This window comes from Labrys sp. F242 (genome assembly GCF_057813875.1).
Genome location: NZ_JBVASG010000012.1, coordinates 1 through 23,002 on the forward strand (window position 1 = coordinate 1; position 23,002 = coordinate 23,002).

Consider the following 23,002-nt stretch of genomic DNA (forward strand, 5'->3'; position numbering starts at 1 on the left):
GCCGACGACCTCGACGATGCCGCCCAGAAGATTGTCAAAGCCGTGCGGGAAGCCAAGTAATGTCGATCCTGATCAACAAGCAAACCCGAGTGATCTGCCAGGGCTTCACTGGCAAGAACGGCACCTTCCATTCCGAGCAGGCGCTCAAATATGGCACGCAGCTGGTGGGGGGCACCTCGCCAGGCAAGGGCGGCTCGCAGCATCTGGGCCTGCCGGTGTTCGACACCGTGGCCGAGGCGCGCCATGTCACGCAGGCCGATGCCAGCGTGATCTATGTGCCGCCGCCGGGGGCGGCCGATGCGATCTGCGAGGCCATCGATGCCGAGATCCCGCTGATCGTGTGCATCACCGAGGGCATTCCGGTCGCCGACATGATCAAGGTGAAGCGGTCGCTGTCGGGTTCGAAGTCGCGCCTGATCGGGCCGAACTGCCCGGGGGTGATGACGGCGGACGAGTGCAAGATCGGCATCATGCCGGGCAACATCTTCAAGAAGGGCTCGGTGGGCATCGTGTCGCGCTCGGGCACGCTGACCTATGAGGCGGTGTTCCAGACCTCCAATGAGGGGTTGGGGCAGACCACGGCGGTGGGCATTGGCGGCGACCCGGTGAAGGGCACCGAGTTCATCGACATGCTGGAGATGTTCCTGGGCGATCCCGACACCCATTCGATCGTGATGATCGGGGAGATCGGCGGCTCGGCCGAGGAGGATGCGGCGCAGTTCCTGATCGACGAGGCCAAGCGCGGGCGCAAGAAGCCCACCGTCGGCTTCGTGGCCGGCCGCACCGCCCCGCCCGGACGACGCATGGGCCATGCCGGCGCCATCATCTCCGGCGGCAAGGGCGATGCCGGCTCCAAGATCGCCGCGCTCGAAGCCGCTGGCGTCAGGGTATCCCCATCCCCCGCTCGCCTCGGTACCACGCTCACCGAATTGCTGAACGACTGGTCGCCTCGCCGCCGCCAGGCAGCCACGGGCTGACACGGTGCTCCCGAAACACTCATGAATGCCGGTCCCCCGACATTCACCATACCGCCTTCTCCCGGGCGGTATGGGTCTTTCCTTCCGGCGGCGGGTGCGCGGCATTGCGATCCCGCCGCCAACACGACGATGAAACAGCGACAGACTGCGACGAGGAAGCCACGAGGACAACAATAACGAGAATCGCTCTTCCGGTCCGGGCGTCATCGGCTCGAGGGCGACTTATAGGCCGTTTTAGGTATACCTAATGCAAGACCGGATCACGTATATGCGCTATGAAGAGCATGGCACTATCCGGTCGATATAGGCGTTTTGAGAGAGGAAGAGTTCGTGGCCCCCAAGATTCAAGCGCGTTGGCCAATCGCCGACGAATCCACCCCCGAACTGGTGCTGGAACGTTTCTCTCCGGAACAGACCTACAAGACCAAAGTCTATGCCGCGCTCAAGCATGCCATCGCCCATATGGACATCTACTCTTCGCCCGACCCCACCTGGATCGACGAGCGCCAGCTCTCAGAACGCCTTGGTGTCAGCCGGACGCCGGTGCGCGAGGCTATCGCAATGCTCGAGCAGCAGGGCTTCGTCAAATCCCTGCCCCGGCGGGGCATCATCGTGCTGAAAAAAACCAAGCGCGAGGTGATCGAGATGATCCAGGCTTGGGCAGCGCTTGAAAGCATGGCGGTGCGCCTGATCTGCCAGCGCGCCAGCGACCGGGAAATCGCGCGGCTGCGCACGATCTTCCACGAGTTCAACGAGGCTCATAAGCCGGCTGACTATCCACACGAATACTCGACCGCCAATATCCGCTTCCATCAGACCATCATCGAGCTCTCCGGCTCGCAGATCCTGGCCGAGATGACCGAGAACCTCGTACTGCATGTGCGTGGCATCCGGCAGATCACCATCGGCCGCGACGATCGCGCCAGCAAATCGATCGTCGATCACCTCAACATCATCGAGGCCCTCGAAAAGCGCGATATCGCCAAGGCCGAGGCCTATGCCCGCGACCACACGCTGGGCCTGGCCGATTATGTCGCCAAGCATAGCGAAGGCATCTTCGACTGACGTCCCGGCCAAAGCGCCCTGCGACCGTAAGGTAGCGAGCGAGAACCGCCAAGACGCGTCGAAACCAAGACGCGTCGAAACAGGGAGTGAGAGCAAAGGGGCTTTTTTCTAAAAACGCACTTTGCTCTGGGAAAGGCCGATCAAAAGCAGCTTTTTGCGATCGGTCCCCTCCCCTCAAACGATCGGAATCGACCATGCCCGACCTGCCCACCACCATGACCGCCATCGCCATCAGCCGGCCGGGCGGCCCCGAAGTGCTGGTGCCCGAGGAGCGCCGGGTGCCGCAGCCCGGTGAGAGCGAGATCCTCATCCGCGTCGCCGCCGCTGGCGTCAATCGTCCGGACGTGCTGCAGCGCGCCGGTGCCTATCCGCCGCCCAAGGGCGCCTCCGATCTGCCCGGTCTCGAGGTTGCGGGCGAGGTCGTCGCCGTCGGACCGAAGGCCGCTCGCTGGAAGATCGGCGACAAGGTGGCCGCCCTCACGCCCGGCGGCGGCTATGCGCCCTATGCCGTGACGGATGCCGGCCATGCCCTGCCGGTTCCTGCCGGCCTCGACATGATCCAGGCGGCGGCCATCCCCGAAACCTTCTTCACCGTCTGGCACAATGTGTTCCAGCGCGGCCGCCTGCAGAGCGGCGAAACCCTCCTCGTTCACGGCGGCTCCTCCGGCATCGGCACCACGGCCATCATGCTGGCCAAGGCCTTCGGCGCCACCGTCATCGTCACTGCCGGCTCTCCCGAGAAATGCGAGACCTGCCGCAAGCTCGGCGCGGATGTTGCCATCGACTACAAGGCCGAGGACTGGAGCGCGGCCGTCAAACAGGCGACGGGCGGGCGCGGCCCCGATGTCATTCTCGACATGGTGGGAGGCAGCTACATCGCCAAGAATTACGAGGTGGCGGCGATGGAAGGGCGCATCGTCAACATCGCCTTCCTGCAGGGTTCGAAAGTCGAGGTCGATTTCGTACGGCTGATGACCAAGCGCCTGAGCCATATGGGCTCCACCTTGAGGGCCCAGTCGGTGGCAGCCAAAGCGGCCATCGCAGCCGCGGTGGAAGAGCATGCCTGGCCCCTGCTGGCGCAAGGGCGTTGCCGCCCGCTGATCCATGCCGTCTTCCCCCTGTCGGAAGCGGCCAAGGCCCATGCGTTGATGGAGAGCAGCAGCCATAGCGGCAAGATCGTGCTCACCGTGTGAGCCCGGCGGTTCATCGCACCGCCAAAGCATTTTGCGATTTCATGAAATCACCTGGAATCGCAAAAAGGCCCCAGCCAATCCGTCGGATTGGCTGGGAAACAAAGAGTTAGAGTAAAAGTACGGTGCAGAGAAATCGCACTTTGCTCTCGTAAATTCAGCCCGATCGTATCCGCTCTTTTCCGCAGGTCCGAAGTCCTCATGCTGCGGCAAGACTATGAGGCCGGGGCCTCATCCCGTCTTTCGATCATCTCTTCGGTAAAACGCAAAAAAGCCGGCACGGTCCCTCGCAGGACCGTTCCAGCCATCAACTCGAGATAAGGCGAGCCCCTCAGCCAGCCTTGGCGGTCTTGGCCGGCGGCGTGCTGCGCCCCCAACGCAGCGACCCAAGGCCAGCGGCCTTGGCGAGACGGGAGCGTTCAGCAGCATAATTCGGCGCAACCATGGGATAGTCGTCCGCAAGACCCCATTTGCTACGGTATTCCTCCGGCGACATATTGTATTTGCTGCGCAGATGCCGCCTCAACGATTTGAATTTCTGGCCATCTTCCAGGCAGACGATGAAATCCGGCGTAACCGACTTGCGTACTGGTACAGCTGGACGCAACGGGGTGGCTTCTTCGACTACTGGCTGCTCCCGCAGCTTAGACAGGCTGTCGTGAACCATTGATATGAAAGATGGCAATCCGTCCGTCGGAATAGAATTATTGGCGACGTAAGCTGCGACGATATCCACCGTAATATCGATTAAATTATTGTGAGCTTCCTGCATATCCGAAATGATCCCCGCGTTACGTTTGACGAAAGCAGCATTTTGCCACGTTGGGCCAAAAAAGCACATTACATTTCGTTATAGTTAGGAATCTCTGCCTGGGTCGGCATCCAAAGACCGCGACATATTGAGGCAGCGGCATAGATAAACCGGGAATATTTGCTCAAATACCATCTCTCCTCATTCCTCAGACATGCCTTGGTTTACTGAGCATGCAACAACACAGATGATCGCCTTGCTTCCTCTGCTAACTGGCGTCGGCGCATTGGGTTGCGGGATTCGGGTCATCCGACCTCTTTTTCTGAGCAAGTAGCCCTCGGCGCTCCCCCGCCCCCTCCACCAGCCCATCGCCAGGTTCCCTTCGTCAGAGAGCGGTTAGAGATCGTCGAGGGCAGAAAGCGGCTCGGAGCGTTGCACACCGGTTCGAGAGCCAAGCACCAGCACCAGGACCGCCGCCAGACCGACAAGGCCGGCGACGACGACGGCTAGGCAGAACCCGTCCGCAAAGGCACGAGCGAGCACGTGCCGGAAGTCGTGTTCAGCCATGATCAAGCCGGCCGGCATCTCATGCCGACGCACGGCAAGACTGGCCACCGCCAGCGGAGACGTGACACCGGCTCCAGCCAAGGCCTGCGCCATCGTCGCCACCGCGCGGCCAGCCATCATGGTGCCGAGCAGGGCGATACCGATGGTCATGCCCCCTTGGCGCAGAGCGTTCATGGTTGCGGATGCGGCGCCGGACCGCGCGCGCGGAGCAGCGGCCATGATGGCTGCGCTGGTTGCCGGCACCGCCAGCCCCATGCCGATGCCAAGCAGGGCAAAAAGCGGCGCGATGGTGAAATAGGGCGTGTCCGGCTTGAACCGTGCCATCATCAGCATGGCGCCACCGAGCAGCACATAACCGAGCAGCATCAGGCGCTGCAGGCCGTAGCGTGCAGAGAGCCGGCCGAACAGCACCGCCGTCAGCGCCATGGCCGCAAAGACCGGAGCCATGCGCCAACCGGCTTGCGTGGCCGGCCATCCCTGCGCTTGCTGCAGGAAGAGCGAGAAGAAGAACAGGCTGCTATAGCCGGACAATCCGAGGGCGAAGGAGGCGAAATTGAGGGAGGCAAAAGGGATGCTGCGGAAAAGATCGACGGGCAGCACCGGACGGCTCGCTTTGCTCTCGACCACGACGAAGGCAAGGAGTGCCAGCGCCGCGGCGGCCAAGGCGCCGAGCGTCACCGGCACGGTCCAGCCCGCTTGCCCCGCGACAATCAGTGCATAGGTCAACGTACCCAGGAACAGGATGCTCAGGAGTTGGCCGGGCGGATCGAGCGCAGCATGATCGGGATCGGCACTTTCGCTGATGCCGATCATGCCGAGACCGAAGGCGAGCGCGCCGAGCGGTAAGTTCACCAGAAAGATGCTGGGCCAGCCGACATTGTCGACCAGCAGCCCGCCGAGCATCGGGCCAAGGATCAGCGAAACAGCGCTGAAGGATGACCAGCCGCCGATGATATGGGCCCGCTCGCCGGGATCGGGAAAGGCCTGTGTTAGGATCGACAGGGCGCCCGGAATGACCAGGGCACCGGCGACGCCCTGAACGGCACTGCCGGCGATCAGCACCATGAGGGAGGGCGCCATCGCGCAGATCGCCGATCCCAGGGTGAACAAGACAATACCGATGAGCCAGGCGCGCTTGCGTCCATAGCGATCTCCGAGGGGACCGGCAGAGAGCATGAAGGCCGAAAGGCAGAGAGCATAGGAGCCGACGACCCATTGCAGGTCGGAAAGCTCGGCGCCCAGGCCCTTCTGGATGGCGGGGAGCGCCACCGTAACGATGCTGATCGCCAAAGTGGCCATGAAGGTGCCGAGATAAACAGCCGCGACGGCGGCCTTTCTGCGCAAGGAGGACATGATCGTTACCTGGCAAGGAGGATTTTTCGGCATCGATACATATCGACCGACGGTCAGTCAATCTGACTAAGCTATTCCAAAATCATTCTAAATATGGCAGAGAGCCATTCCATTCAGGACCTGGGCGAAAGAGGAGAGGCATGGCCGGAAAGATCGAGGGCCCGGGTGCGCCCATGCGGGGCGAGCGGCCGCGCCAGCGGCGCATCCAGCCGGCCGAGGTGCGGGTGGACGATCTGATGTCTGCGGCGGCGGAACTCTTTATCGCCCGCGGCATCGAGGCCACCACGGTCGACCACATCGTGGCACGCGCAGGCGTGGCCAAGGGCACGTTCTACCATTATTTCAAAACGAAGACCGATGTCATCCACGCCCTCCGCGAGCGCTTCTCGCAGGATTTCCTGTCCCGGGTCGCTGCGGCCGTCGATGCCTGCCCCCGTAACGACTATGTCGCCCGGCTTTCGGCCTGGATCGGCGGCGCCGTTGCGGCCTATCTCGCCAATTTCCAGCTGCACGACGTGGTCTTCCACGATTTCCCCCACAGCCAGCGGCAATCGCGCGAGAAGGACGCCGTGATTGCCCAGCTCGTCGCCCTGCTGGACGAGGGGCGCGCCGCCGGTATCTGGACCGTTCCGCACAGCCGCGCGGTGGCGCTCGTCCTGTTCGACGGCATGCACGGGGTCGTCGACGACGCCATCGCCGCGGGCGAACACGAACCGCAACCTCTATGCCGACTGCTGTCCGGCCTGTTTTCGCGCATGCTCGCGGCCTGAGCCGTCAAATCGCAAAACGTTTTAGCGCAGCGATTGGGTGAGCGATACCGAACGGCCCGGTCCCGACATCGGCCTTTTCTTCAAGGTGGCGGATTCGACGATCACGGTCAGCAGGATCGCAATTGCCAGAACGGCGACGATGCAGATGGAGAAGTGGAACTGCCGACCGGCATCGCCCCGCGAGACGCGGCGGAGGCGATGATTTTCCTCGGTGAAGTCCAACAGCGTTTCGTCGCGAGGCATGGCAGCACTCCCTCTGTCACGACAGGCTTCCGATACCTCTCAATGACAGCGGACCGGTGCTCCGCTCTGTGCGAAATGGCACAGCAGTCTTTTGAAATTCTGGCTCTCCGATACAAGAAATGACGATACATTTTGGTTCAAAAAGATGACGTGTTATCGTAAGATGTAAAAAATCTGGGCGTTACATGGGAAGCAATTCTGTAAGAATGCCTTCCCTTTTGATGCAAGGAAGCGCTCGTTACCCCTTACGCTACGACATTATCCGGTCCCCGCGGCTGATCTCCATGCCGCTCGGATCGAAACGACATCGCATCGAAGGAGCCTCGTTCGGTAGGCGTTGGGGTTGTTGCCCAGCCGAGGGCCCAGCATCCTGAGCTTGAGACAGGAACATTTGAGCGCCTGGATGCATTCCCCTTACAGAGAGGTAGTGCAATCATGATCCTAGACGACAAGAACACCCTTGTGCTGGTCGGAGACGGCAGGAAGGCGCTCTTTCTGCGCCAGGTCGGACGTGGCAACAAGGCCAGTCTCACCGTCGACCATGTCCTGCAGGAAGACAATCCCGCCACACGCGAACAGGGCACCGATCAGCCGGGGCGTACCGGCACCGGCACCAATGGCCGCACCAGCGCCATCAAGGAGACCGACTGGCATCGGCTGGGCGAGGAACGTTTTGCGGCCGGGCTCGCCGAAATCCTGTATCGACGCGCCCATGCCGGCCAGTTCGACAAGCTGATCGTGGTCGCCCCGCCCAAGGTGCTCGGCGACCTCCGCCAAGCCTTCCACCAGGAAGTGGTGGAGCGCATCAGCCGCGAAATTCCCAAACAGCTGACCTCGCATCCGATCGAGGATATCGCAAAGATGCTGCGGGACTAGCCACGCCGCCATCCGATGCCATCGAACTTGGCCTGAGTCCGGAACACCAAGCTGGCAAGGGAGAGACAGCAGCCTCCCCGCCCGCTTCCTCATCTCTCCGGCGATGCCGCTATCCAACCGCGCCTGCGGCTTCGTCGATCAGTTGACTGACCTCCACCGGCCTGGAGGCGAGTGAAGCATGGCTGGCCTCGAGCGTAATGACCTTGCGCGGGTTCATGCGCGCGGACATGCGCTTCTGGTTGTCGGGGGCGATCATGCGGTCATGGCTGGAAATCTGATACCAGACCGGCTTCGCCTTCCAGGCAGGTGTGGTGACATTGTCGCCGAAGGTGGAGGTCAATGGCGCTTTCTGGGTGACGGCCATGATCCTGGCTTCCTCCGCGCTCAGATCCTGGCAGAAACTCTCGCCGAACCTGTCGTATTTGATCCAGAGATAGCCATCGCTGTCCGGCGCGATATTGGGGAACGCCTCGGGCGGGCTCTGCTGGCTGATCGCGCCAGGGCTCTCGCCGGCATCCGGCGCGAAGGCGGCGATATAGACCAGGCCCGCCACATTCGGCAGGCCTCCGGCCTCGGTGATCACCGCGCCCCCATAGGAATGGCCGACCAGCACCACCTTGCCTTCCTGTTGCTTGACCATCTTGCGGGTACGCTCGGCATCATCGGCCAGGCCGGTGAGCGGCAGTTCCACCGCACGGACCTTGTCATATCCCAGGCGCGTGAGTTCCGTGATCACCTTGGCCCAATGGGCCGCGCCGCCCCAGAAGCCATGGACGAGCACAATCGTCGTATCCTTAGCCATCATATGCCTCACCTGTGCTGAGTGCCCTTGCGCGCGCCATTCTATCGCGCTTTTGGGTCGGCCACGCATGAAATGACCCCAAGGAAGAACGCAGTTTCGTAACGGGCATCGCCGGAACGCGCCCTCGAAGGACCTGGACAGCCGTATCGCGCGGGTTCATCCGCTGTGGCCCCACCAGGACCTCATACGCCGGTTATCGATTTTCAGGTCGGCCCATGGGCACCCCTTAGGGGGCCGGACCGCACAACTCGGAGAGTGCCTGGCTCAGGGTCACATTGACCGGGCGCAACCTGGCCTGGGGATGGTGGCCCACATAGCGCTCAAGCAGTTCGACCACCGCCTTGTCGGTCACGCCGGCGAGGCATTGCCTGCGGTGGCGTGTAAGGCTGCAGCCCTCACCGAGGCAGGTCGAGAGCTGTTCCATCACGATGGCCAGGGCGAAGCCGCGCTTGTAGTCGTCGGGCCAGGCGAGCCAGGCATCATAGCCCTGCGCCTGCACCGGCCCGTTGCACAGCAAGGACGCCGCCCCGATGAGCAGTCCGCCTACCGCAAGCCAGTTGCCGCCCTTCATCGCGCGCTCCCGACGTTCCGGATGGCAGTCTTGCATCTTTTGCCGAAAGCCGGCAGGTTTTTCAGATTGGGAAAAGACGCCAGAACAACCAGTTGCGGACGAGGTTCGCTTCACGGGCATCACGTCTTGCGGCGACCAAGAAGAAGCTATTTGAACGGGCGCGCCCATTCGGCAAGCTTGCGCCGGAACGCCGCCGGCCAGGCCTTCACGTCGGGCCGGACGGCGACGGGCCTATTGCCCTCCTTCCACGCCAGATAGGCCTGCTTCTTCGCCACGTCGATGATGTAGAATGCCGTTTCGTCCGGGCATTGGAGCTTGAGGCAGGACGTTCCGATCACGGCGTCGCCCTCGACATCGACACTCCCCACCCCGTCCAGGAGGCGCTTGAACGTCGCCTCGTCCTGCCCGAGCATCTCGACCAGCCGGCTGGCGATCGTGCCATAGCTGAAGATCTGGTTGGGATGCTGCGCCTTCAGGTCGAGCGCGTTCTGCCAGATCATCGGATCGGGCGCGGTAGCCGTCTTCTGCGGAGCAGAAAAGCCCGTCTCCGGCAGCCATACCCAGCGAGTGCCATTGCCATAGGAGGAATTCTCCTCGAAGACGAAGCCGACCCCCGAGCTCACGAAATCGACGTTTTGACACTCCCCAATGAGGCCATCGAAACGCGCTGGCTTGCCGGGCGGGAATGCGATGACGAACCTGGCAGGCGCACAGGCATTGCCGCCGCTGCCGGCATAACCGATCGCATAGCCGGTCTGGCCGATCACACCGATCTTCTCGAGAGCGATCACGCCGTTCTCGGCCACTATCTTGCCCTCGACCTCGAGCTGGCGGCCATCGTCATCGGTATCGATAAGGGCGATCTTGCGCCCGAACAGCTCCAGCGGCTGCCAGCGTATGGGCTTGCGGGCAGAGGCCGACGTGGCAAGGAGCAGGCTGAGTCCCAGTCCCAAGCAGAGTTTGCCGATGGAGCCCATGGCTAGGGCTCGCCGGGAATCTGTGCAAAGAGCTCCTGTCTTGCAGATTGGACCCATCACACGCCGCATGGATGTACTCCCGCCCGACCGGTATCGCCAGCGGGCATTTAATAGCACTCGGCGGGCGACCTCCACTATTCCAGTCGGAGCAGGCCGAGCGCAAAATCGCCACTCCAGCGGCCCCCGCGATATTTCGGCCGGACTCGCTTTCGTCGAGGCTGTTTGGCGTGCCCGATCCAGCCGGTCCCGGAAGCGGCCGTGCGGAGACCTAATTTCGACAGCGCCAGAAAGATCAAATGACGCCTTGATTTTGCAGGTGCGACGGCTACGAATTTACCATCTGGCCACACTGGATTGTCTCAGTGCGGGGCAAGGATAATACTTCGAGAAGCCTGGACAATATCTCTATGCTCGCGGATAGCACGAGCCCGGAAAAAGCAAACGAAGAGAGAGGCCATATGTTTCCAGACCCCAGAGGAATGTTACTGCAAGTGCTGCCTAAGGGGGGCGTCGGTGTCGAAATAGGCGTTCTCATGGGCGATTTCTCTGCCCAATTGCTGCAGGTCACCCAACCCAGGAAACTATATCTGGTTGATCCGTGGGTGCATTTCGACGATGCCGCGCACACAACGACCCTCTATGGCGGGTCAGCTTTTACGCGCGAAGAAGTCGAAGCGCGGTATCCGCGCGTCGTCGAGCGATTTCGCGAGCAGTCACAAGCCGGACTTGTGGAGGTCGTTCGCGACTTCTCCACCAAATGGGCCAGACAGGTTGGGGATGGGACGCTCGACTATGTCTATGTCGACGGCGACCATAACAAGGATGCTGTCGCCGCCGATATCGATGCCTTCTGGCCGAAATTGAAGCTCGGCGGCATCATGGCTTTCGATGACTACACATTGGGCGGATGGTGGAAGGACGGCGTAGTTGCGTCCGTACACGCTCTGCTCAACCAAGAGCGCTGCCAACTGGAACTTGCGGTCGGCAGCCAGGTCGCTGTGCGCAAGCTGTAGTGCTGGACGCGCTTTCCTGGTGTCCAGCGAAGGTGCATTCGATCACTCAACGCCGGTAGAAACGGTAATTTCTTACCGGACATCTTATCGATGCCGGCCTCCCTTCCGCTCTACGGCGGCGGCGCCTCGACGGCCGGCGTCTCAAAACCCCGACGGTAGCTCCAAAAAAGCGAAACTGCGGAAAACCTGCTATCGGGCTGTGAGGCAGAGCAACGGCGCTTGAGGGGCAGCCCCGTTTGATGATCCAGCCAAGTGTGACAGGCTAGCACCTGCCGAGCATTCGGTTTTTCATCCGCGTAGCTGAACTGATAATCCCATATGTCGTAGTCCTTGCCCAAAATGCGCTCGGAACCGGCAAGGACGCAATCGGAATGGATGGCCTCTTTTGGCAGCCCATCCCGCCGGAATACGAAATTGCTTTCAACGTATTTCGATCCAGGATTGTTGCGTCGGTAGGCCTTCGTTCCGATCACGACAAGCTCACCATGGACCACCTTTCCATCGGAGTATTTCAGGTCTCTGACGACCTGAAACTGCTCAAGTGACCCTAGCTTGTCATTGGCCTCAAGTAGCGGCTGGCAGGAAGCATCGACTACCGCTTCCGCAGCGGCGCCTGCCGATGAGCAAAGGGCGACGATCACTATGCTCAAGGCAACGGTCTTAGACGCAGGTCCCATTGCAGCTTCGCCTCAATCTTGAGGAAGCATGCGTTGCCTCGTCCTGTTCTGCAAGTCCCGCCCGCATCGTGAATGAAAACGAATATGCGAGTGGATAGGCACCTAACGAACCGCGCGACCTGTTCTGCGTTTTTATCGCCAGCATGCCTGTCCACCGCAGGCAAGCACGCGAGCCATGCCTGCTCCATATCACTGGATATCTGCCCCCTTGTCGAGAGCATCACTTCGGCCAGGTTGGCGGTAGCGTGAGAGCGTTTCGTTCAATCTCACCGACAAAGCATCCCCTACGGTGCGGGAACGGTGGCCGTCCGGGGATGGTAGGACGGTTCAAATCCGAGGGAGGGATTTGAACTGCCGACACCTCCCGTGTGAAGGGAGCGCCCTCCCTCTCCAGCCCAAAGGCCAGAATGCAACCTGTTCATGAGGGCGATCGGCGGCTATAAGTTTGACGCGCCGAAAGGCTTCTTTATGGGATGAATTCGATATGAGCACTGGAACGGTCAAATGGTTCAACGAGCAAAAGGGCTATGGTTTCATTCAGCCGGATGACGGCTCGAAGGATGTTTTCGTTCACATCAGCGCCGTAGAGCGTGCTGGCTTCCGTTCCCTGCAGGAGGGTCAGAAGGTCAGCTATGAGCTGGTTGAAGATCGCCGCTCCGGCAAGCTGTCGGCAGATAATCTGCAGGCCAAATAAGGCCTCTGAAGCGCGAAGCCCTCTGGCCCGCAGGCCAGAGGGCACTGAAAGGCGTTGCAAAAGTCGGCCGCAAAAGAGAAGCTATAATTGGCAGATTTGAGAAGGATATGCCGATGGCCAGCAGCTTTATCCAATCCTCAAAACTAAAGGTGCTTTGGTTCCTCCTAGCCCCGGCGATAGGTGGGTTTTTTGGAGGATACTTAGCTGGCGGCCCTGGTGCTGGGACAGCAGGCGCACTCGGAGGCGCCGCTGGTGGTTTCTGGACCTATCAGAGGCATATGAAACGACAGCAAGCCGACCTGGAGAAAGGTTCTTATAATCCCTGACCATTGAGGCGCATCGTCCAGGTGGCAAAAACTCAAGGACCCAGGGGCGTAAAGATTACTGCGGCGATTCAAGCCTTGCTCTCAACCAAAAAGGCCGCCCCGAAGGACGGCCGTGGCTTCGAGCGACCGCCGGTGGTCAATAGTGCCAATCATCCTCGATGCCGAGCGTCTCGCTGACGATCTGGCCCAACCGGTTTTTCGTCTCTTCCGAGTACGGCTCCATCTTGATCGCCACTCCGCTCTTAACAGGGTTGGAGACGTAGTTGCCCAGGCTATGCGGAGCATCCCGTAAGAACTGAGCGAACACCGGGATCTTGGCCGCCTCCAAGATAAAGCGGTTGAGGTTGACACCGTAAGGCAACACCACCGTCAAAAGCAGATTCAGGATATCCTCGATCCTGCTTCCGGCATTGAGCTTTTGCATCGCATCCCAGGCACAGTTCCGCTCAGAATTGATTTCTCGAACCACCCGAGCCCATAGAGCTTTCTTGCCGTTCTCGATCACGAACCGATCGCACGCGGGGCCATCGTTGGCGGCGGCCCAATACCAGTCTTGCGTCTTGTCCATTATCTTGCCCCAGTAAAAGGAAATAGGGCCGCATGGCGCGGCCCTCGTTGTGTCATTGCTTCAGTAGCTCAAGACCGGATCTTGGCCGTGAAATGCACGGTAGAACTCACGCCTGAGCTTAAGGGCCAAGTCGAGAGCATGGATGGTCGAGAACTCGACGCTCTCCCGCTCCTCCCGCGAGCACTGCAGGGTGATCCACTGGTCTCCGACGTCGCCGCTTGGTTTTGCCTGCCGAAAGCAATCTTCCTGCAGCATGAGGGCGACGCGCAGCATGTTCACCGCGTCGCAGACCAGCGGCTCCAGACGCTTCATTGCGACCGCAACGGCGGTATCGTCTGAGCTGTCCGGTTCCGGTTCGATCTTTCTCGCGGTGTTCATGCCGCTCTCCCGAAGAGATCGCGGCCGGTCTTGCCCAGTTTCTTGGCGAAGTGCTGGATACCCTTCGGCGTCATGAAGGTCTGCGGACGCGCCTTGTCGTCGACGATCGTCACCTTGACCTCGAAAAGCCCCTGCTCCCGATACTGCACCTTGGGAACGAGGTTACCGCCCTGGTAGAACAGATAGCCCTGCTTCAACTGCCCGATGAATTTATTCGGGCTGCCGGTGAGAATGCGGCCGGCGTTCTGCAGTGTATACAGGCCGTCAGCATCGGCAAACTGGTCATAAAACGTGGTCTTGGGCTTGGCGCTCTCGACCTGGGCCTCTGCCTTCACGGCGCGCTGTTCCAGCTCCTTGTTCACCTCGATCAGTTGCAAGGCGATCGTGGTCAGTGTCGCCGGGTCCCGGACGTTTACAGGTGGCAGCTTGCCTTCCAACTCCTCCAGCCGCTTCACCACCTTGTACCGGAGGTCAGCCCGATAGCCGGTGATGAGAGTGACGGTCAGGTCCTTGGGGAGATTGAAGACCTCAACCTCCTTGAAGCCACCGTTCCCCGTCGAGATTTTTGCAACGGCTGAAAACTGAGCCGTTGCCATTCCAAGGTCTCCGAGCATCGTTCGAATGTCACGGAGCACGTTCTTATGCTCCTTCTCGCACAGCTCCGCGATCTCACGGCTCGACATTGTCAGCGGCCCATTGGCCGTGCTATAAACCAGCTCGTTCATTTGAACGCCTTTCAATTTTGCGGTTGAAGGTTAGACGGGGCGAGCTTGCCGGCTCATTGCCCCGTCTTTTCGTTTGTGGCGGCCCTGACCGCTTGACGTTCCATTCGCTCACGGATGCAGCGAACAATTTCGTCGTTTTGCGAAGTGAAATTCTCCTTCGACATTTTGCCGAGCCATTCCTTCACAGGCGCCGGAAGACGCAAAGTGAGACTCGACCTTTCTCCTTCTCTCATGCTAAACCCTTGCTGGCGTCATAGTGACGCTATCTATTTAGCTCGGCGCCACAGTGGCGTCAAGCGTCAAAGTGGCGTCATGGCTGATACACGCGAAAATTTTGTTCGTTTCTCATTGCGCCTGCCGAAATCGCTCATGGAGCGCCTGGAGGCAGCGACAGAGAGTAAGCGCAGCGTCAATGCCGAAATAATTTCTAGGCTTGAACTCAGCTTTGAGTACGATGATCATTTCGGCCTAATGGGCGAGCCATACGAACCGTCTGTCACAATCCCACCAGACGAGGACCCGGAATACACACCATTCCAACTAACCACCCGCGAACGCCTGATCGCTGATGAGGTGGTGAGGCGGCTAGAACTGAGAGACGCTGAAAAGGCGAAGCTCCGCGCAGGACGCCGCCGCAAGCCCGACTAACCTTTCCCCTTAGGTTGTGATATGGGAATGGCAGGGGGGCGAACATGAAGATTGTTGTTGTTGCTGTGGCTTTGGCGGTGGCAGGGCCGGTTATGGCCCAGTCTTCGAAGACTGCTGATCAACGAGCTTATGAAAAATGTATGAGCCCATACCCAAAGGATGTTTCCAAAACATACTTCGGACCACAGTTCAAATGCTCAAATGCCGTTTATAAGGCTTGCGAAAAAAGAACGAATGATTGGGCGAAATGCTCGAATGAAGATTCAGAGAGAACAAGGATAGCTCAATTCAAAGGCCTAGAACTGCTTACACAAGAATCAGACAAGTGCATGCTCGAATATACAAAGGCGTACGCTGTCGCCACTCAGGAAAGCGTGCAAACCGTCATTGATGCGGCTTACACGAAGTGCGGTGACTCCACCGGCCCAATGAACTCAATCGCGGCAAATATGACGCGAGAGCCTCTAAACGACCTGATTGATCGATATAAGAAAAGATTTACCGCCACAGTTATGGACGCGCGCATCAAGGTCAATTCCGGGAGCGTTTCCACGCCAGAAACACCAAAGTCCAAGGCGTTCTGACCCTTACCTCTGCCCCCAAGTAGTCTGACCATAATCCTTGAACCGTTGATGGGCGGCTCCTGCTCAGCTCAAATCTGAGCAGTCCAGTGATTTCAGTGGGATAGGCGCCGAAGTGCTCCAAGCTCCATAGCTTTTCACGCCTTACAATCGTCACGCATCGCGCCAGAGATTCCAACTCTCCGCGCAAGGCGATGGCACCCTAGACCACAACCCATTCGAGCCGGAAAAACCGTTGCTCGGTTATCCACGCCGACATTGATTTTGCTTGAGAATTTTCGGAACAAATTGGATACGGTTTCGTTGGGTGGGACTTTTTACCCGCACCCTTGTTCTCGATTAGTTCGACGGCCCGCACCACCACAACCGCCGTTCCTCGCGCGCTGCCGCCCCAGCCTTCCATGGGCGGGCTAGGTCTTCGCGAACTAGTTGCATGCCGGCGTTGAGACCTGACGGGCTACCGATCCGCAGCGCACCGAGCGTTCGGCCGTAAAGGTCTCGGTGCCCGTCGCGTTCCACATAAACCACCTTGCCCTGATCAACTGGGCCAGTCTCGCTTTGGCCTTGAGGCCCTGCTGCAGGCCCTCCGCGCAATCGGGATGGAAGACCTCGGGCGCATCGATGTCACGCAGCCTCACCCGCTCGGCGCAGCCGCGGCCAGGCCTTTTGCAGGGCAGGGCAACCGTATCGCCGTCGAGGACAATGATGCGGTTACCGTCGATCGGCTCATAGATGGCGCCGCTGACCCGCTACGATGTCATGGGCCTGGTCTGGCTGCTGAACGGCAAGGAGGTCAGCGCGATCGACAAGCGTACCGCCAAGATCGGGGCGACGACGTACTACCGGGCGAAATTCTATTAAAGCAGGGGGGACTCTGGATCCTCAAGTGACTCGGGTTTACCCCCATGCTCAAGGAGCGGCATAACTTTTTCTGTGGCAACGAAATGGTCACCCACCTGCGTCATGTATCCAAGTTCAGAAATTTTCTTAAATAGGGGAAACTCTTCTGCTAGAAGCCAAAAATATACTTCACTTTCACCAAGAAACGCAGAAATTCGCGGTATATTCAGCCGACCGAGAGACCGGCAATAATCTAGATAGAAAGCGAGAAATCTCGCAAATGACGGGCCCTTGGCATGATTGCGGTAAGCAACCTCCGCGGCACCATCTGGTGGACAAGTTAGCTTAAAATGATAAGCCCAGCCGTCTCGTTCATCTAGTGGGCGCAGAATTCCCAATCTCCATAAATAATCTGCCATGTACTCATAGTCGGACGTGGACATATGATAGAAATATGGAGCTTGAATAAGTATGTTTGTCGAATACTGCACAAAGGTTTCGCCGCCGTAGAGGTCGACGACACACTGAGTAAAAAATTCAGCAATTTTTCCGTAAATTTCTTTCTCTGTATCATTCATTGAAGCGCTGCCGGAATTATATACGAAGAACTCTCGCAAATAAAATGCCGATGATCAAACGTAAAAAACGTCCCTGATCCCGAAGGACCAGGGGTAGGTGTGCCGTGTCAATGTGACGGGAGACCAATGGGTTGAACTCAGCGCTCATCCATGGCGTTTGAGAATTTCATCGCAATTGGTGGCGTGATACGTTCCGCGCCACATGCTGAGACCTTGCGCATAATCTCTGATGTATTTGTCCGCTTTTCTGGAGGAGCCCTTGCACAGGAGGCCGTAGTCCAAATACATCTTGGTTCCGCTTATAGAAGCCTCATACATTTTGCAGACAGTTGCCGGATCAGCCAATCGCTCTGCTTCAGTCATCGCAATATATTTTGCGACGTGGACCTTGGAATCGGCGATCGTCTTGTTCCACAAACTCATTTTTCCTGTGTCCTGACGGTACTTCGCCTGGGCACTGCAAAAGACATCCTCCGCAAGCGCTGGAGCGATGGGAAGTAACCACAACACGCTGTAAATCAGTATCCTCAGCATCTAAAACCAGCCCCCGCCATTGAATGCGCTCGGTCCGATTTCTGACAGAGGAGGCATTCTTCATCAAGTTTAACGGGGGCCGTAGGTTCGGCTCTGCTGTTTATCGTCAATAAGCCGATCAAGTTTCGTCTCGATCCGGCGCGTCGTCTCGACGAAGGCGAGCATCGTCGTCTCAGCCTTGGCGAACCGCTCGCGGATCTCGCCACTGTTATCCTTCAGCTTGCCGATCTCCACCTCGAGCTTGATGTTCCGCTCCTCGATCATATTGACGCGGCTGCTCAACTGGCTTGACCACCAGACGACGCCGCCGGTCTGCACAAGCAGGGTGATCACCAGCGCGAGCGGAATTTTCTTGTCCACGGTCCAATGCTCTTTCTCGCTCTGATCGGTCATGGCCAGCACCCCGCCGCTTTGCCCCGCACATAGTGAAAGGTGAGCCTCTCATTTCCTGCCGGCGTGGTCGCTGTCACGCCGCGCAGATCGTCGTTGATGACCCCGCAGGGCCTATTTACCGGGACCGACGCACAGCCCGGTAGAAGCGTCGCGCTGGCCGCCAAGAGCAAAGCAGCGGCGAGCATCCTGTTCAGCCTGGTCGGCTTTCGAAATGTTGGCATCGTTCGCCCTTTCGATTTTCTGGACAGCGTTGTCCGCGGCGGAATGCTGGATGTGCTTGACGAAGCCCACGGCGGCCATCAGCACGAGGGCAATACCCACGATGGCAGCCCAGGCGCGCGCGGGGACGAGGGCAAGTAGCGCACTCATGCTGCCGCCTCCCGATGCTTCATCTGCTGGTAAGCAATGATGGCAATGCCGGCGATGGTGAGCGTCACGCCGCCGACGGTCAGGATCGCGAACAGGTTATCGACCAACCAGCTATTACCGGTCAGCGGCTCGACGGCATCCTTGGCCTGTCCAATCGCCGCGCCGACCGTGCCGATGGTCGCCGTGATCGTGCCCTTGCCGGCGGGCGTTGCCGAAACCTTCGTGTCTTTCGGGTTGGCGATCACCTGGCCGCCAGCGGGTGCTGGCGCAACCGTGCTGACGCCGCCCGCCATCTTGATCGCCGTCACTCGCACATGAGCGACACGGGCGCTCCAGCCCTTGCCGAAAGTCTTCCAAGTTTTGAGGCCGCGCATGAACCGGAGACGAGCATCGCAAAGCTGGTTGGCGAGATCAGCACTTCGGAAATTCCGAATAGCTGCCAACGTCTTCACCCCCATGATGCCATCTGCTTCAACCCCAACTATTCTCTGGATGGCTTTCGTCGCTTGGGCCGGACCTGAATTCACTCCGTAATCGAAAACTGCTAGGTCAACGCCGGCAGGTAGGTCATCCCCTTTCACGGCATTCCAGTATTGTTGGCGATAGATAGCCGAGACTTCCGCGTCAGTGATCGTGAAGACGTCCCGATTGGCTTTGCCCTCAGAAATGAGCCACGCTTTAAAAACTTTCTGTGTAACACCTTTGTTGGTTCTGCCTCCTGGATCTGCCTTCAGGTCGACTTTTCCGCCTTCGTATGCCAGAATTTGCTTAAGGCATGCTTCGTACGAAGCGCTCATGGGAGCCTCCAATTTGGGACAGTTGATTGATAGGACGGGAGACCGTTACGGGCGCTTGGCGGTTCTCTACCGCGACACAAGCGTCGGCCCTGCAACAGGCGGGAAGCGTGTTCGGTGGATGTGCAAATGCGACTGCGGCGCGGTCATCTCGAAGACGGGCCACGAACTTGCATCAGGAGACACAACAAGCTGCGGGTGTCTTCATCGAGAAATGGTTGGTGATATGCGGCGATCGCACGCGATGACCAGAACGCCTACCTATCGGTCGTGGCAGGCCATGAAGGAGCGATGCCTTAATCCCAAGGCCGACAATTTCAAATTTTATGGCGGGGCCGGGATATCGGTATGCGAGAGATGGAAGAACTCTTTCGAAGCGTTCTTGGAAGATATGGGCCGGCGTCCAAACGGCATGACCCTCGACAGGATTGATCCTTGCGAGAATTATGAACCGGGAAATTGCCGTTGGGCAACGCCGCCTGAGCAGAGCTACACAACCAGTCGACTCCGTTTTTACAATTGGCGGGGCAAACAAATGTTGGTTCGCCAGATCGCTGAAATGGAGGGAGTTCCCTATACGTCTCTCGTGAAAGCGCTGCGCAAAAACCCTAATTCGAAGCAGGCCGTTGCCCATGTTAAAGCGCGTCGCGGGCGTTCAGGGATCCAGAATCTTCGCCCAGCCACATAGCCGCCTTCAGAACCGAAGACGAGCTTGATGGTCTGGGCGAGGTTGTCGCTCATGATGGCCTCAATAAAAAAGCCCCAGCAAAGCAGGGGCTAAGATTTCACGGATTTGTCACGGCTTGGATTCCGAGATGTCTGCCAATAGTAAGGGAGGGTGGCTATGGCAGACGATGTTCAAATTACATGCATTAATAAGACTGACCGGCAGAACGCCCACGAGAGAATTAGTCGTGTCGGGGGTATAAACCCGGATGGAAGCCGATGGCGGCTGACGCTTGCAGATGCCATCGCTGGCATCAAAGCTGGCAAGTGGAGATTCTGGACGTCAGGTGGCGGGAAAAGTGTCTGGGTTGTTATTGCTGTGTCTCAGGCGGGACATGAATATCTGAAGACGGAGCCGGATGGGGTTCAACCAGACAACCTGCTGGCTCTTCCTGAGTGCCCCTCATGATCATCTCACAAGGAGCGCGGTAGCCCATCGGTTCAAGCGCCCACGCTAACGCCTGTTGAGCGGCATATAGCCGGCTGTAGGTATTTTCATCAACGGCCGAACGAAGGGCCCTGCCGATACGATCAAGCTCACGCTGGATGTAGCTCATCGTTCTGTCCTTTCTGTTGCAAGGTGGAGCACTAAAAAAGCCGCCTCAAGGGCGGCCGGTGGGCGAAAGGGAGGAAGGATCAAAACCGGGCGGCGAAAGCGGCCAGTTCAGGGGAGAGGTTGGGCCAGTTCGCATCGTCCTGGTATGCGGCGTTCCCGATCAGCCCGGCACAGGCGCCACGCATGGCGTTGATCCAGTCCATCGCCGCGGCGAAGGTGATCAGGTCTGCTTTCTGGGCATCGGTAAGCGTGCCGCCCTGCAACGCCTTGGCGTTCAGCAGGTTGATATATCCGTTCAGATTGGCCTGCGTGGCCTGAGAGGCGGCGGCATAGATGCGCCGGGCACATTCGGCGCGTACCGCCTCTGGAGTGGCCTTGCGCCCTTCCCACGCGGCGATTTCGTCAGCGGCAGCATCCCGGTCTCCCGGCTGACAATCGCCAAGATAGATCTCACCCGTCTTCGTATCGATCCACATTCGAGCCTCACCAAGTGCTTGTTGCGATCAGGATGTAACGCCAGTTGGCATTAGTGAGCGTCAGGCCAGCGCCATTCGTCGCGTTGAACAGGACGTAGCCATTCAGAGCGCCGGGCGTGAAGTACATCGCGTTCCTCAGCATCACGGGCTCAAGAGGTCCCCACCAAGGGCCGCCGCCGGCCTCCGTGGCAACGCCATAGACGATATCGCCCACCGCGTAGTTGCCCTCGGCGATGGCGCACTGAAGCGCAAAGGCGCCCATGATGCCGACAGCGGTACCGACGTTGTGGTTTTTCGAGGTCTTGGTACCGGCGGCAGGGAGCGAGCCGGTATCGGTATATTGGAAAGACCTCTGATAGGCATAGGCCACCGTCGACGTGATCGCGCTGGCGCTGGCAATTGCCTCACCAATGAAGACGCGATTGGTCGGCGCCGCGACCGAGCCGTTGCCGACGTACATCTGCCCCTGGCCGATGATATAGGTGTGCTGCCCAGATGCCACGCTGGCTGTGCCGCCATACTGATAGATGGGAGCCAAAGCCGCCACGCCGAGAATGCCGGTATCATCGAGCCAGATAAAGCTGGTGGCCGAAGCATTCACTGTCACTGCGAGATTGCTATTGACCACGACAACCAGGTCCTGCTGACCCTGGGCGCCGAAGCTCTGAGCGATCGTTGCGATGAGCTGGGCCGACGAGCTGACATTCTGCATCGTCAATGTCAGGTTTGCCGAGGTCGCGGGGAAAAAGGTCGGCAACCCGTTGGCGTCCATCGGCCCTTGCAGCACGGTTTGGCGCTTCGGGACCTCGATGCCGGTCAAAAGGAGCGATGCCCGCTGATAGGTGATCACCTGCCAATTGCCGCTTCCAAGATAGAGCGCAATGGCTGTGTCGCCCGCCCTGGTCAGGATATTCGCCGCGCCCGGCAGGATCAGCGACGTAGCGTTGTGGGTCAACGTCAGGGCACCCGCGAAGGTGAGGAAATACAGCGGGAACGCCGTGCTCGCGGTCGAGCCAAACGAGGTGATCGTGGTGGTGCCGGTGACGCCTATGTTGCGGCTGGAGATCGTGCCAAGATCGGTCGTGGCGGCCGATACGAGAGAGGTTCGCGGGCCGGTCTCTGCGGCCACATTCTGCAGCAGGATATATTGCGTCCCGTCATAGAGAACTTCGGTCTCCTGCCCGACGATCATTTCCCCACCAGCCAACGGCAGAAGGCCAAGCGGGCTCATTTTCATGATGTTCTTGGCCGCGATGACGGGCGCCGTGATCGCGAGCGTGGTCGCGCCGGTCGGCGTGAAACCAGGCGTGAAGACGATGCGATAACCTGCCGTCAGCGTGAAGGTGTTCGGGCTGACGCTGGCGAGAACCTGGGCGCTGGCCGTCCCGGTCGTGGTGCCGCCAATGAAGGTCGTGGCACTGCCGGAAACCTGCCCATCGACATAGCTCTTCGTCGCCGCGTCCTGGGCGCCGGTGGGATTGGCGAGCAACGTAATCCGGTTGTTGCCCATGGGCAGCGCGGCGTTCATCGCCTTCGTGCCGGAAACGTTCACCGAGTTCGTCAGCTCGTTCCCGATGTCGGCGACCAAGTTGTTGTACGGCGTGGCATAGATGACCTCACCGTCAACACCAGCGGTGCCGGCCGGCTGAATGTAGGTTCCAGAGCCGTTACGAGGCATCGGGCATTCTCCAAAGTAAAACCCGCCACTTAGGGCGGGCTGGATTTCACGGGACGGTCACGGTGAATGTCGTTCGAAAGAGGTATCCGCAGTGGTGCGGATCAGGGGGGCCATCTCGATGATCAAGATTGTGTTCGCCGCGTTAGTCGCGGCGATGTTCTCATTTGCAGTTGCACCGGCCTGTCAAGCGAAGCGAGGATTTGACCCCTTTGGCGAAGTGAGGAACTGACCCCCTTGTCATTGCGCTGCGGTTGAAGTGGCATCAAGCGCAGATCCGGCCTTCTGCAGAAGGCCGGATCTGCGCTT

At 59.3% G+C, this 23,002-nt stretch carries 29 protein-coding genes; 11 read left to right on the forward strand and 18 right to left on the reverse strand.

Annotated features, from left to right (window positions below; translation table 11 throughout):
• Nucleotides 1-59 precede the first annotated feature (59 nt).
• The 3 genes from sucD to ACZYTC_RS34045 all read left to right on the forward strand — a co-directional run bounded on the left by sucD (nt 60) and on the right by ACZYTC_RS34045 (nt 3,235).
• Nucleotides 60-977, forward strand: a complete 918-nt coding sequence (sucD, locus tag ACZYTC_RS34035; protein WP_488991732.1) for a succinate--CoA ligase subunit alpha — start codon at nt 60-62, stop codon at nt 975-977.
• 330 nt (nt 978-1,307) lie between these two features.
• Nucleotides 1,308-2,042, forward strand: a complete 735-nt coding sequence (locus ACZYTC_RS34040; RefSeq protein WP_434955189.1) for a GntR family transcriptional regulator — start codon at nt 1,308-1,310, stop codon at nt 2,040-2,042.
• Nucleotides 2,043-2,236: 194 nt separating this feature from the next.
• Complete coding sequence (locus ACZYTC_RS34045) at nt 2,237-3,235, forward strand: NAD(P)H-quinone oxidoreductase (RefSeq protein WP_434955188.1); 999 nt, start codon at nt 2,237-2,239, stop codon at nt 3,233-3,235.
• Between the two features lie 328 nt (nt 3,236-3,563).
• Here ACZYTC_RS34045 and ACZYTC_RS34050 read toward each other — a convergent pair whose 3' ends face one another.
• Both ACZYTC_RS34050 and ACZYTC_RS34055 read right to left on the reverse strand, forming a co-directional pair.
• The gene (locus ACZYTC_RS34050) at nt 3,564-4,073 is read right to left on the reverse strand and encodes a Ros/MucR family transcriptional regulator (protein ID WP_434955187.1); all 510 of its coding nucleotides are present in this window, start codon (nt 4,071-4,073) and stop codon (nt 3,564-3,566) included.
• 306 nt (nt 4,074-4,379) lie between these two features.
• The gene (locus ACZYTC_RS34055; RefSeq protein ID WP_488991733.1) at nt 4,380-5,903 is read right to left on the reverse strand and encodes an MFS transporter; all 1,524 of its coding nucleotides are present in this window, start codon (nt 5,901-5,903) and stop codon (nt 4,380-4,382) included.
• A 140-nt stretch (nt 5,904-6,043) separates the two neighbouring features.
• Here ACZYTC_RS34055 and ACZYTC_RS34060 point away from each other — a divergent pair, with 140 nt between their 5' ends.
• Entirely contained in the window at nt 6,044-6,673 is a 630-nt protein-coding gene (locus ACZYTC_RS34060) for a TetR/AcrR family transcriptional regulator (RefSeq protein ID WP_434955185.1), read from the forward strand.
• 21 nt (nt 6,674-6,694) lie between these two features.
• Here the strand turns inward: ACZYTC_RS34060 and ACZYTC_RS34065 are convergent, their stop codons facing one another.
• The gene (locus ACZYTC_RS34065; protein ID WP_434955184.1) at nt 6,695-6,916 is read right to left on the reverse strand and encodes a hypothetical protein; all 222 of its coding nucleotides are present in this window, start codon (nt 6,914-6,916) and stop codon (nt 6,695-6,697) included.
• A gap of 435 nt (nt 6,917-7,351) precedes the next feature.
• On the opposite strand from ACZYTC_RS34065, the gene ACZYTC_RS34070 reads away from it, so the two are divergent.
• Nucleotides 7,352-7,792, forward strand: coding sequence for a baeRF12 domain-containing protein (locus ACZYTC_RS34070; RefSeq protein WP_488991734.1), 441 nt, complete (start codon nt 7,352-7,354; stop codon nt 7,790-7,792).
• A gap of 109 nt (nt 7,793-7,901) precedes the next feature.
• Here the strand turns inward: ACZYTC_RS34070 and ACZYTC_RS34075 are convergent, their stop codons facing one another.
• From ACZYTC_RS34075 to ACZYTC_RS34085, 3 genes are all read right to left on the reverse strand, one after another.
• The gene (locus ACZYTC_RS34075; protein WP_454816688.1) at nt 7,902-8,594 is read right to left on the reverse strand and encodes an alpha/beta hydrolase; all 693 of its coding nucleotides are present in this window, start codon (nt 8,592-8,594) and stop codon (nt 7,902-7,904) included.
• Nucleotides 8,595-8,820: 226 nt separating this feature from the next.
• Nucleotides 8,821-9,165, reverse strand: coding sequence for a hypothetical protein (locus tag ACZYTC_RS34080; RefSeq protein ID WP_488991735.1), 345 nt, complete (start codon nt 9,163-9,165; stop codon nt 8,821-8,823).
• A 146-nt stretch (nt 9,166-9,311) separates the two neighbouring features.
• Nucleotides 9,312-10,142, reverse strand: coding sequence for an Ivy family c-type lysozyme inhibitor (locus ACZYTC_RS34085; protein ID WP_488991736.1), 831 nt, complete (start codon nt 10,140-10,142; stop codon nt 9,312-9,314).
• A 479-nt stretch (nt 10,143-10,621) separates the two neighbouring features.
• Here ACZYTC_RS34085 and ACZYTC_RS34090 point away from each other — a divergent pair, with 479 nt between their 5' ends.
• Complete coding sequence (locus ACZYTC_RS34090) at nt 10,622-11,155, forward strand: class I SAM-dependent methyltransferase (protein WP_488991752.1); 534 nt, start codon at nt 10,622-10,624, stop codon at nt 11,153-11,155.
• A gap of 110 nt (nt 11,156-11,265) precedes the next feature.
• Here ACZYTC_RS34090 and ACZYTC_RS34095 read toward each other — a convergent pair whose 3' ends face one another.
• Nucleotides 11,266-11,805 (reverse strand): hypothetical protein, encoded by a 540-nt coding sequence (locus ACZYTC_RS34095; RefSeq protein ID WP_488991737.1) that lies wholly within the window; start codon nt 11,803-11,805, stop codon nt 11,266-11,268.
• A 511-nt stretch (nt 11,806-12,316) separates the two neighbouring features.
• Between ACZYTC_RS34095 and ACZYTC_RS34100 the strand changes: the two genes are divergently transcribed.
• Nucleotides 12,317-12,526 carry a cold-shock protein gene (locus tag ACZYTC_RS34100; RefSeq protein ID WP_434955179.1) on the forward strand — a complete coding sequence of 70 codons (210 nt, stop codon included), beginning with the start codon at nt 12,317-12,319 and terminating at the stop codon, nt 12,524-12,526.
• Nucleotides 12,527-12,988: 462 nt separating this feature from the next.
• Here the strand turns inward: ACZYTC_RS34100 and ACZYTC_RS34105 are convergent, their stop codons facing one another.
• The 3 genes from ACZYTC_RS34105 to ACZYTC_RS34115 are packed head-to-tail and all read right to left on the reverse strand — an operon-like array spanning nt 12,989 to nt 14,523.
• Nucleotides 12,989-13,420: a hypothetical protein gene (locus tag ACZYTC_RS34105; RefSeq protein WP_488991738.1), complete on the reverse strand. Its 432-nt coding sequence runs from the start codon at nt 13,418-13,420 to the stop codon at nt 12,989-12,991.
• Between the two features lie 60 nt (nt 13,421-13,480).
• Nucleotides 13,481-13,798: a hypothetical protein gene (locus ACZYTC_RS34110; protein ID WP_488991739.1), complete on the reverse strand. Its 318-nt coding sequence runs from the start codon at nt 13,796-13,798 to the stop codon at nt 13,481-13,483.
• On the reverse strand, nt 13,795-14,523 hold the full coding sequence (locus tag ACZYTC_RS34115; RefSeq protein ID WP_488991740.1) for a phage antirepressor KilAC domain-containing protein: 729 nt from the start codon (nt 14,521-14,523) through the stop codon (nt 13,795-13,797). The genes ACZYTC_RS34110 and ACZYTC_RS34115 overlap by 4 nt, the downstream gene beginning before the upstream one ends.
• 312 nt (nt 14,524-14,835) lie before the next feature.
• Between ACZYTC_RS34115 and ACZYTC_RS34120 the strand changes: the two genes are divergently transcribed.
• The 3 genes from ACZYTC_RS34120 to ACZYTC_RS34130 all read left to right on the forward strand — a co-directional run bounded on the left by ACZYTC_RS34120 (nt 14,836) and on the right by ACZYTC_RS34130 (nt 16,613).
• The gene (locus ACZYTC_RS34120; RefSeq protein WP_488991741.1) at nt 14,836-15,171 is read left to right on the forward strand and encodes an Arc family DNA-binding protein; all 336 of its coding nucleotides are present in this window, start codon (nt 14,836-14,838) and stop codon (nt 15,169-15,171) included.
• Between the two features lie 44 nt (nt 15,172-15,215).
• Nucleotides 15,216-15,755: a hypothetical protein gene (locus tag ACZYTC_RS34125; RefSeq protein ID WP_488991742.1), complete on the forward strand. Its 540-nt coding sequence runs from the start codon at nt 15,216-15,218 to the stop codon at nt 15,753-15,755.
• Between the two features lie 729 nt (nt 15,756-16,484).
• Nucleotides 16,485-16,613, forward strand: coding sequence for a hypothetical protein (locus ACZYTC_RS34130; RefSeq protein ID WP_488991743.1), 129 nt, complete (start codon nt 16,485-16,487; stop codon nt 16,611-16,613).
• On the opposite strand, the gene ACZYTC_RS34135 is transcribed toward ACZYTC_RS34130, so the two are convergent.
• The 5 genes from ACZYTC_RS34135 to ACZYTC_RS34155 form a co-directional block, all read right to left on the reverse strand.
• Nucleotides 16,610-17,170 carry a hypothetical protein gene (locus ACZYTC_RS34135; protein WP_488991744.1) on the reverse strand — a complete coding sequence of 187 codons (561 nt, stop codon included), beginning with the start codon at nt 17,168-17,170 and terminating at the stop codon, nt 16,610-16,612. The genes ACZYTC_RS34130 and ACZYTC_RS34135 overlap by 4 nt on opposite strands.
• Before the next feature lie 144 nt (nt 17,171-17,314).
• Nucleotides 17,315-17,704, reverse strand: coding sequence for a hypothetical protein (locus ACZYTC_RS34140; RefSeq protein WP_488991745.1), 390 nt, complete (start codon nt 17,702-17,704; stop codon nt 17,315-17,317).
• Nucleotides 17,705-17,773: 69 nt separating this feature from the next.
• Nucleotides 17,774-18,097 carry a hypothetical protein gene (locus ACZYTC_RS34145; RefSeq protein ID WP_488991746.1) on the reverse strand — a complete coding sequence of 108 codons (324 nt, stop codon included), beginning with the start codon at nt 18,095-18,097 and terminating at the stop codon, nt 17,774-17,776.
• A 111-nt stretch (nt 18,098-18,208) separates the two neighbouring features.
• Nucleotides 18,209-18,466 (reverse strand): hypothetical protein, encoded by a 258-nt coding sequence (locus ACZYTC_RS34150; protein WP_488991747.1) that lies wholly within the window; start codon nt 18,464-18,466, stop codon nt 18,209-18,211.
• Nucleotides 18,463-19,263 (reverse strand): glycoside hydrolase family 108 protein, encoded by an 801-nt coding sequence (locus ACZYTC_RS34155; RefSeq protein WP_488991748.1) that lies wholly within the window; start codon nt 19,261-19,263, stop codon nt 18,463-18,465. Before ACZYTC_RS34155 ends, ACZYTC_RS34150 begins: the two co-directional genes overlap by 4 nt.
• Nucleotides 19,264-20,104: 841 nt before the next feature.
• On the opposite strand from ACZYTC_RS34155, the gene ACZYTC_RS34160 reads away from it, so the two are divergent.
• Nucleotides 20,105-20,395 carry a DUF3892 domain-containing protein gene (locus ACZYTC_RS34160; protein WP_488991749.1) on the forward strand — a complete coding sequence of 97 codons (291 nt, stop codon included), beginning with the start codon at nt 20,105-20,107 and terminating at the stop codon, nt 20,393-20,395.
• On the opposite strand, the gene ACZYTC_RS34165 is transcribed toward ACZYTC_RS34160, so the two are convergent.
• The 3 genes from ACZYTC_RS34165 to ACZYTC_RS34175 form a co-directional block, all read right to left on the reverse strand.
• Nucleotides 20,298-20,543 (reverse strand): hypothetical protein, encoded by a 246-nt coding sequence (locus ACZYTC_RS34165; RefSeq protein WP_488991753.1) that lies wholly within the window; start codon nt 20,541-20,543, stop codon nt 20,298-20,300. The two genes, ACZYTC_RS34160 and ACZYTC_RS34165, sit on opposite strands and share 98 nt — an antisense overlap.
• Before the next feature lie 79 nt (nt 20,544-20,622).
• Nucleotides 20,623-21,018, reverse strand: coding sequence for a hypothetical protein (locus tag ACZYTC_RS34170; protein ID WP_488991750.1), 396 nt, complete (start codon nt 21,016-21,018; stop codon nt 20,623-20,625).
• Between the two features lie 7 nt (nt 21,019-21,025).
• A complete protein-coding gene (locus ACZYTC_RS34175) occupies nt 21,026-22,696 on the reverse strand; it encodes a hypothetical protein (protein ID WP_488991751.1) in 1,671 nt (556 codons plus the stop codon).
• Nucleotides 22,697-23,002: the final 306 nt, after the last annotated feature.

What these genes read in the sequence shown, in the direction of transcription:
- ACZYTC_RS34090 (WP_488991752.1), top strand. Translation starts at nt 10,622, where the DNA reads ATGTTACTGCAAGTGCTGCCTAAGGGGGGCGTCGGTGTCGAAATAGGC.
- ACZYTC_RS34070 (WP_488991734.1), top strand. Translation starts at nt 7,352, where the DNA reads ATGATCCTAGACGACAAGAACACCCTTGTGCTGGTCGGAGACGGCAGG.
- ACZYTC_RS34120 (WP_488991741.1), top strand. Translation starts at nt 14,836, where the DNA reads ATGGCTGATACACGCGAAAATTTTGTTCGTTTCTCATTGCGCCTGCCG.
- ACZYTC_RS34075 (WP_454816688.1), bottom strand. Translation starts at nt 8,594, where the DNA reads ATGGCTAAGGATACGACGATTGTGCTCGTCCATGGCTTCTGGGGCGGC.
- ACZYTC_RS34150 (WP_488991747.1), bottom strand. Translation starts at nt 18,466, where the DNA reads ATGAGTGCGCTACTTGCCCTCGTCCCCGCGCGCGCCTGGGCTGCCATC.
- ACZYTC_RS34110 (WP_488991739.1), bottom strand. Translation starts at nt 13,798, where the DNA reads ATGAACACCGCGAGAAAGATCGAACCGGAACCGGACAGCTCAGACGAT.
- ACZYTC_RS34105 (WP_488991738.1), bottom strand. Translation starts at nt 13,420, where the DNA reads ATGGACAAGACGCAAGACTGGTATTGGGCCGCCGCCAACGATGGCCCC.
- ACZYTC_RS34065 (WP_434955184.1), bottom strand. Translation starts at nt 6,916, where the DNA reads ATGCCTCGCGACGAAACGCTGTTGGACTTCACCGAGGAAAATCATCGC.
- ACZYTC_RS34145 (WP_488991746.1), bottom strand. Translation starts at nt 18,097, where the DNA reads ATGACCGATCAGAGCGAGAAAGAGCATTGGACCGTGGACAAGAAAATT.
- ACZYTC_RS34045 (WP_434955188.1), top strand. Translation starts at nt 2,237, where the DNA reads ATGCCCGACCTGCCCACCACCATGACCGCCATCGCCATCAGCCGGCCG.
- ACZYTC_RS34060 (WP_434955185.1), top strand. Translation starts at nt 6,044, where the DNA reads ATGGCCGGAAAGATCGAGGGCCCGGGTGCGCCCATGCGGGGCGAGCGG.
- ACZYTC_RS34085 (WP_488991736.1), bottom strand. Translation starts at nt 10,142, where the DNA reads ATGGGCTCCATCGGCAAACTCTGCTTGGGACTGGGACTCAGCCTGCTC.
- ACZYTC_RS34140 (WP_488991745.1), bottom strand. Translation starts at nt 17,704, where the DNA reads ATGCTGAGGATACTGATTTACAGCGTGTTGTGGTTACTTCCCATCGCT.
- ACZYTC_RS34165 (WP_488991753.1), bottom strand. Translation starts at nt 20,543, where the DNA reads ATGAGCTACATCCAGCGTGAGCTTGATCGTATCGGCAGGGCCCTTCGT.
- ACZYTC_RS34155 (WP_488991748.1), bottom strand. Translation starts at nt 19,263, where the DNA reads ATGAGCGCTTCGTACGAAGCATGCCTTAAGCAAATTCTGGCATACGAA.
- ACZYTC_RS34125 (WP_488991742.1), top strand. Translation starts at nt 15,216, where the DNA reads ATGAAGATTGTTGTTGTTGCTGTGGCTTTGGCGGTGGCAGGGCCGGTT.
- ACZYTC_RS34135 (WP_488991744.1), bottom strand. Translation starts at nt 17,170, where the DNA reads ATGAATGATACAGAGAAAGAAATTTACGGAAAAATTGCTGAATTTTTT.
- sucD (WP_488991732.1), top strand. Translation starts at nt 60, where the DNA reads ATGTCGATCCTGATCAACAAGCAAACCCGAGTGATCTGCCAGGGCTTC.
- ACZYTC_RS34130 (WP_488991743.1), top strand. Translation starts at nt 16,485, where the DNA reads ATGGCGCCGCTGACCCGCTACGATGTCATGGGCCTGGTCTGGCTGCTG.
- ACZYTC_RS34170 (WP_488991750.1), bottom strand. Translation starts at nt 21,018, where the DNA reads ATGTGGATCGATACGAAGACGGGTGAGATCTATCTTGGCGATTGTCAG.
- ACZYTC_RS34100 (WP_434955179.1), top strand. Translation starts at nt 12,317, where the DNA reads ATGAGCACTGGAACGGTCAAATGGTTCAACGAGCAAAAGGGCTATGGT.
- ACZYTC_RS34115 (WP_488991740.1), bottom strand. Translation starts at nt 14,523, where the DNA reads ATGAACGAGCTGGTTTATAGCACGGCCAATGGGCCGCTGACAATGTCG.
- ACZYTC_RS34080 (WP_488991735.1), bottom strand. Translation starts at nt 9,165, where the DNA reads ATGAAGGGCGGCAACTGGCTTGCGGTAGGCGGACTGCTCATCGGGGCG.
- ACZYTC_RS34055 (WP_488991733.1), bottom strand. Translation starts at nt 5,903, where the DNA reads ATGTCCTCCTTGCGCAGAAAGGCCGCCGTCGCGGCTGTTTATCTCGGC.
- ACZYTC_RS34050 (WP_434955187.1), bottom strand. Translation starts at nt 4,073, where the DNA reads ATGTGCTTTTTTGGCCCAACGTGGCAAAATGCTGCTTTCGTCAAACGT.
- ACZYTC_RS34175 (WP_488991751.1), bottom strand. Translation starts at nt 22,696, where the DNA reads ATGCCTCGTAACGGCTCTGGAACCTACATTCAGCCGGCCGGCACCGCT.
- ACZYTC_RS34160 (WP_488991749.1), top strand. Translation starts at nt 20,105, where the DNA reads ATGGCAGACGATGTTCAAATTACATGCATTAATAAGACTGACCGGCAG.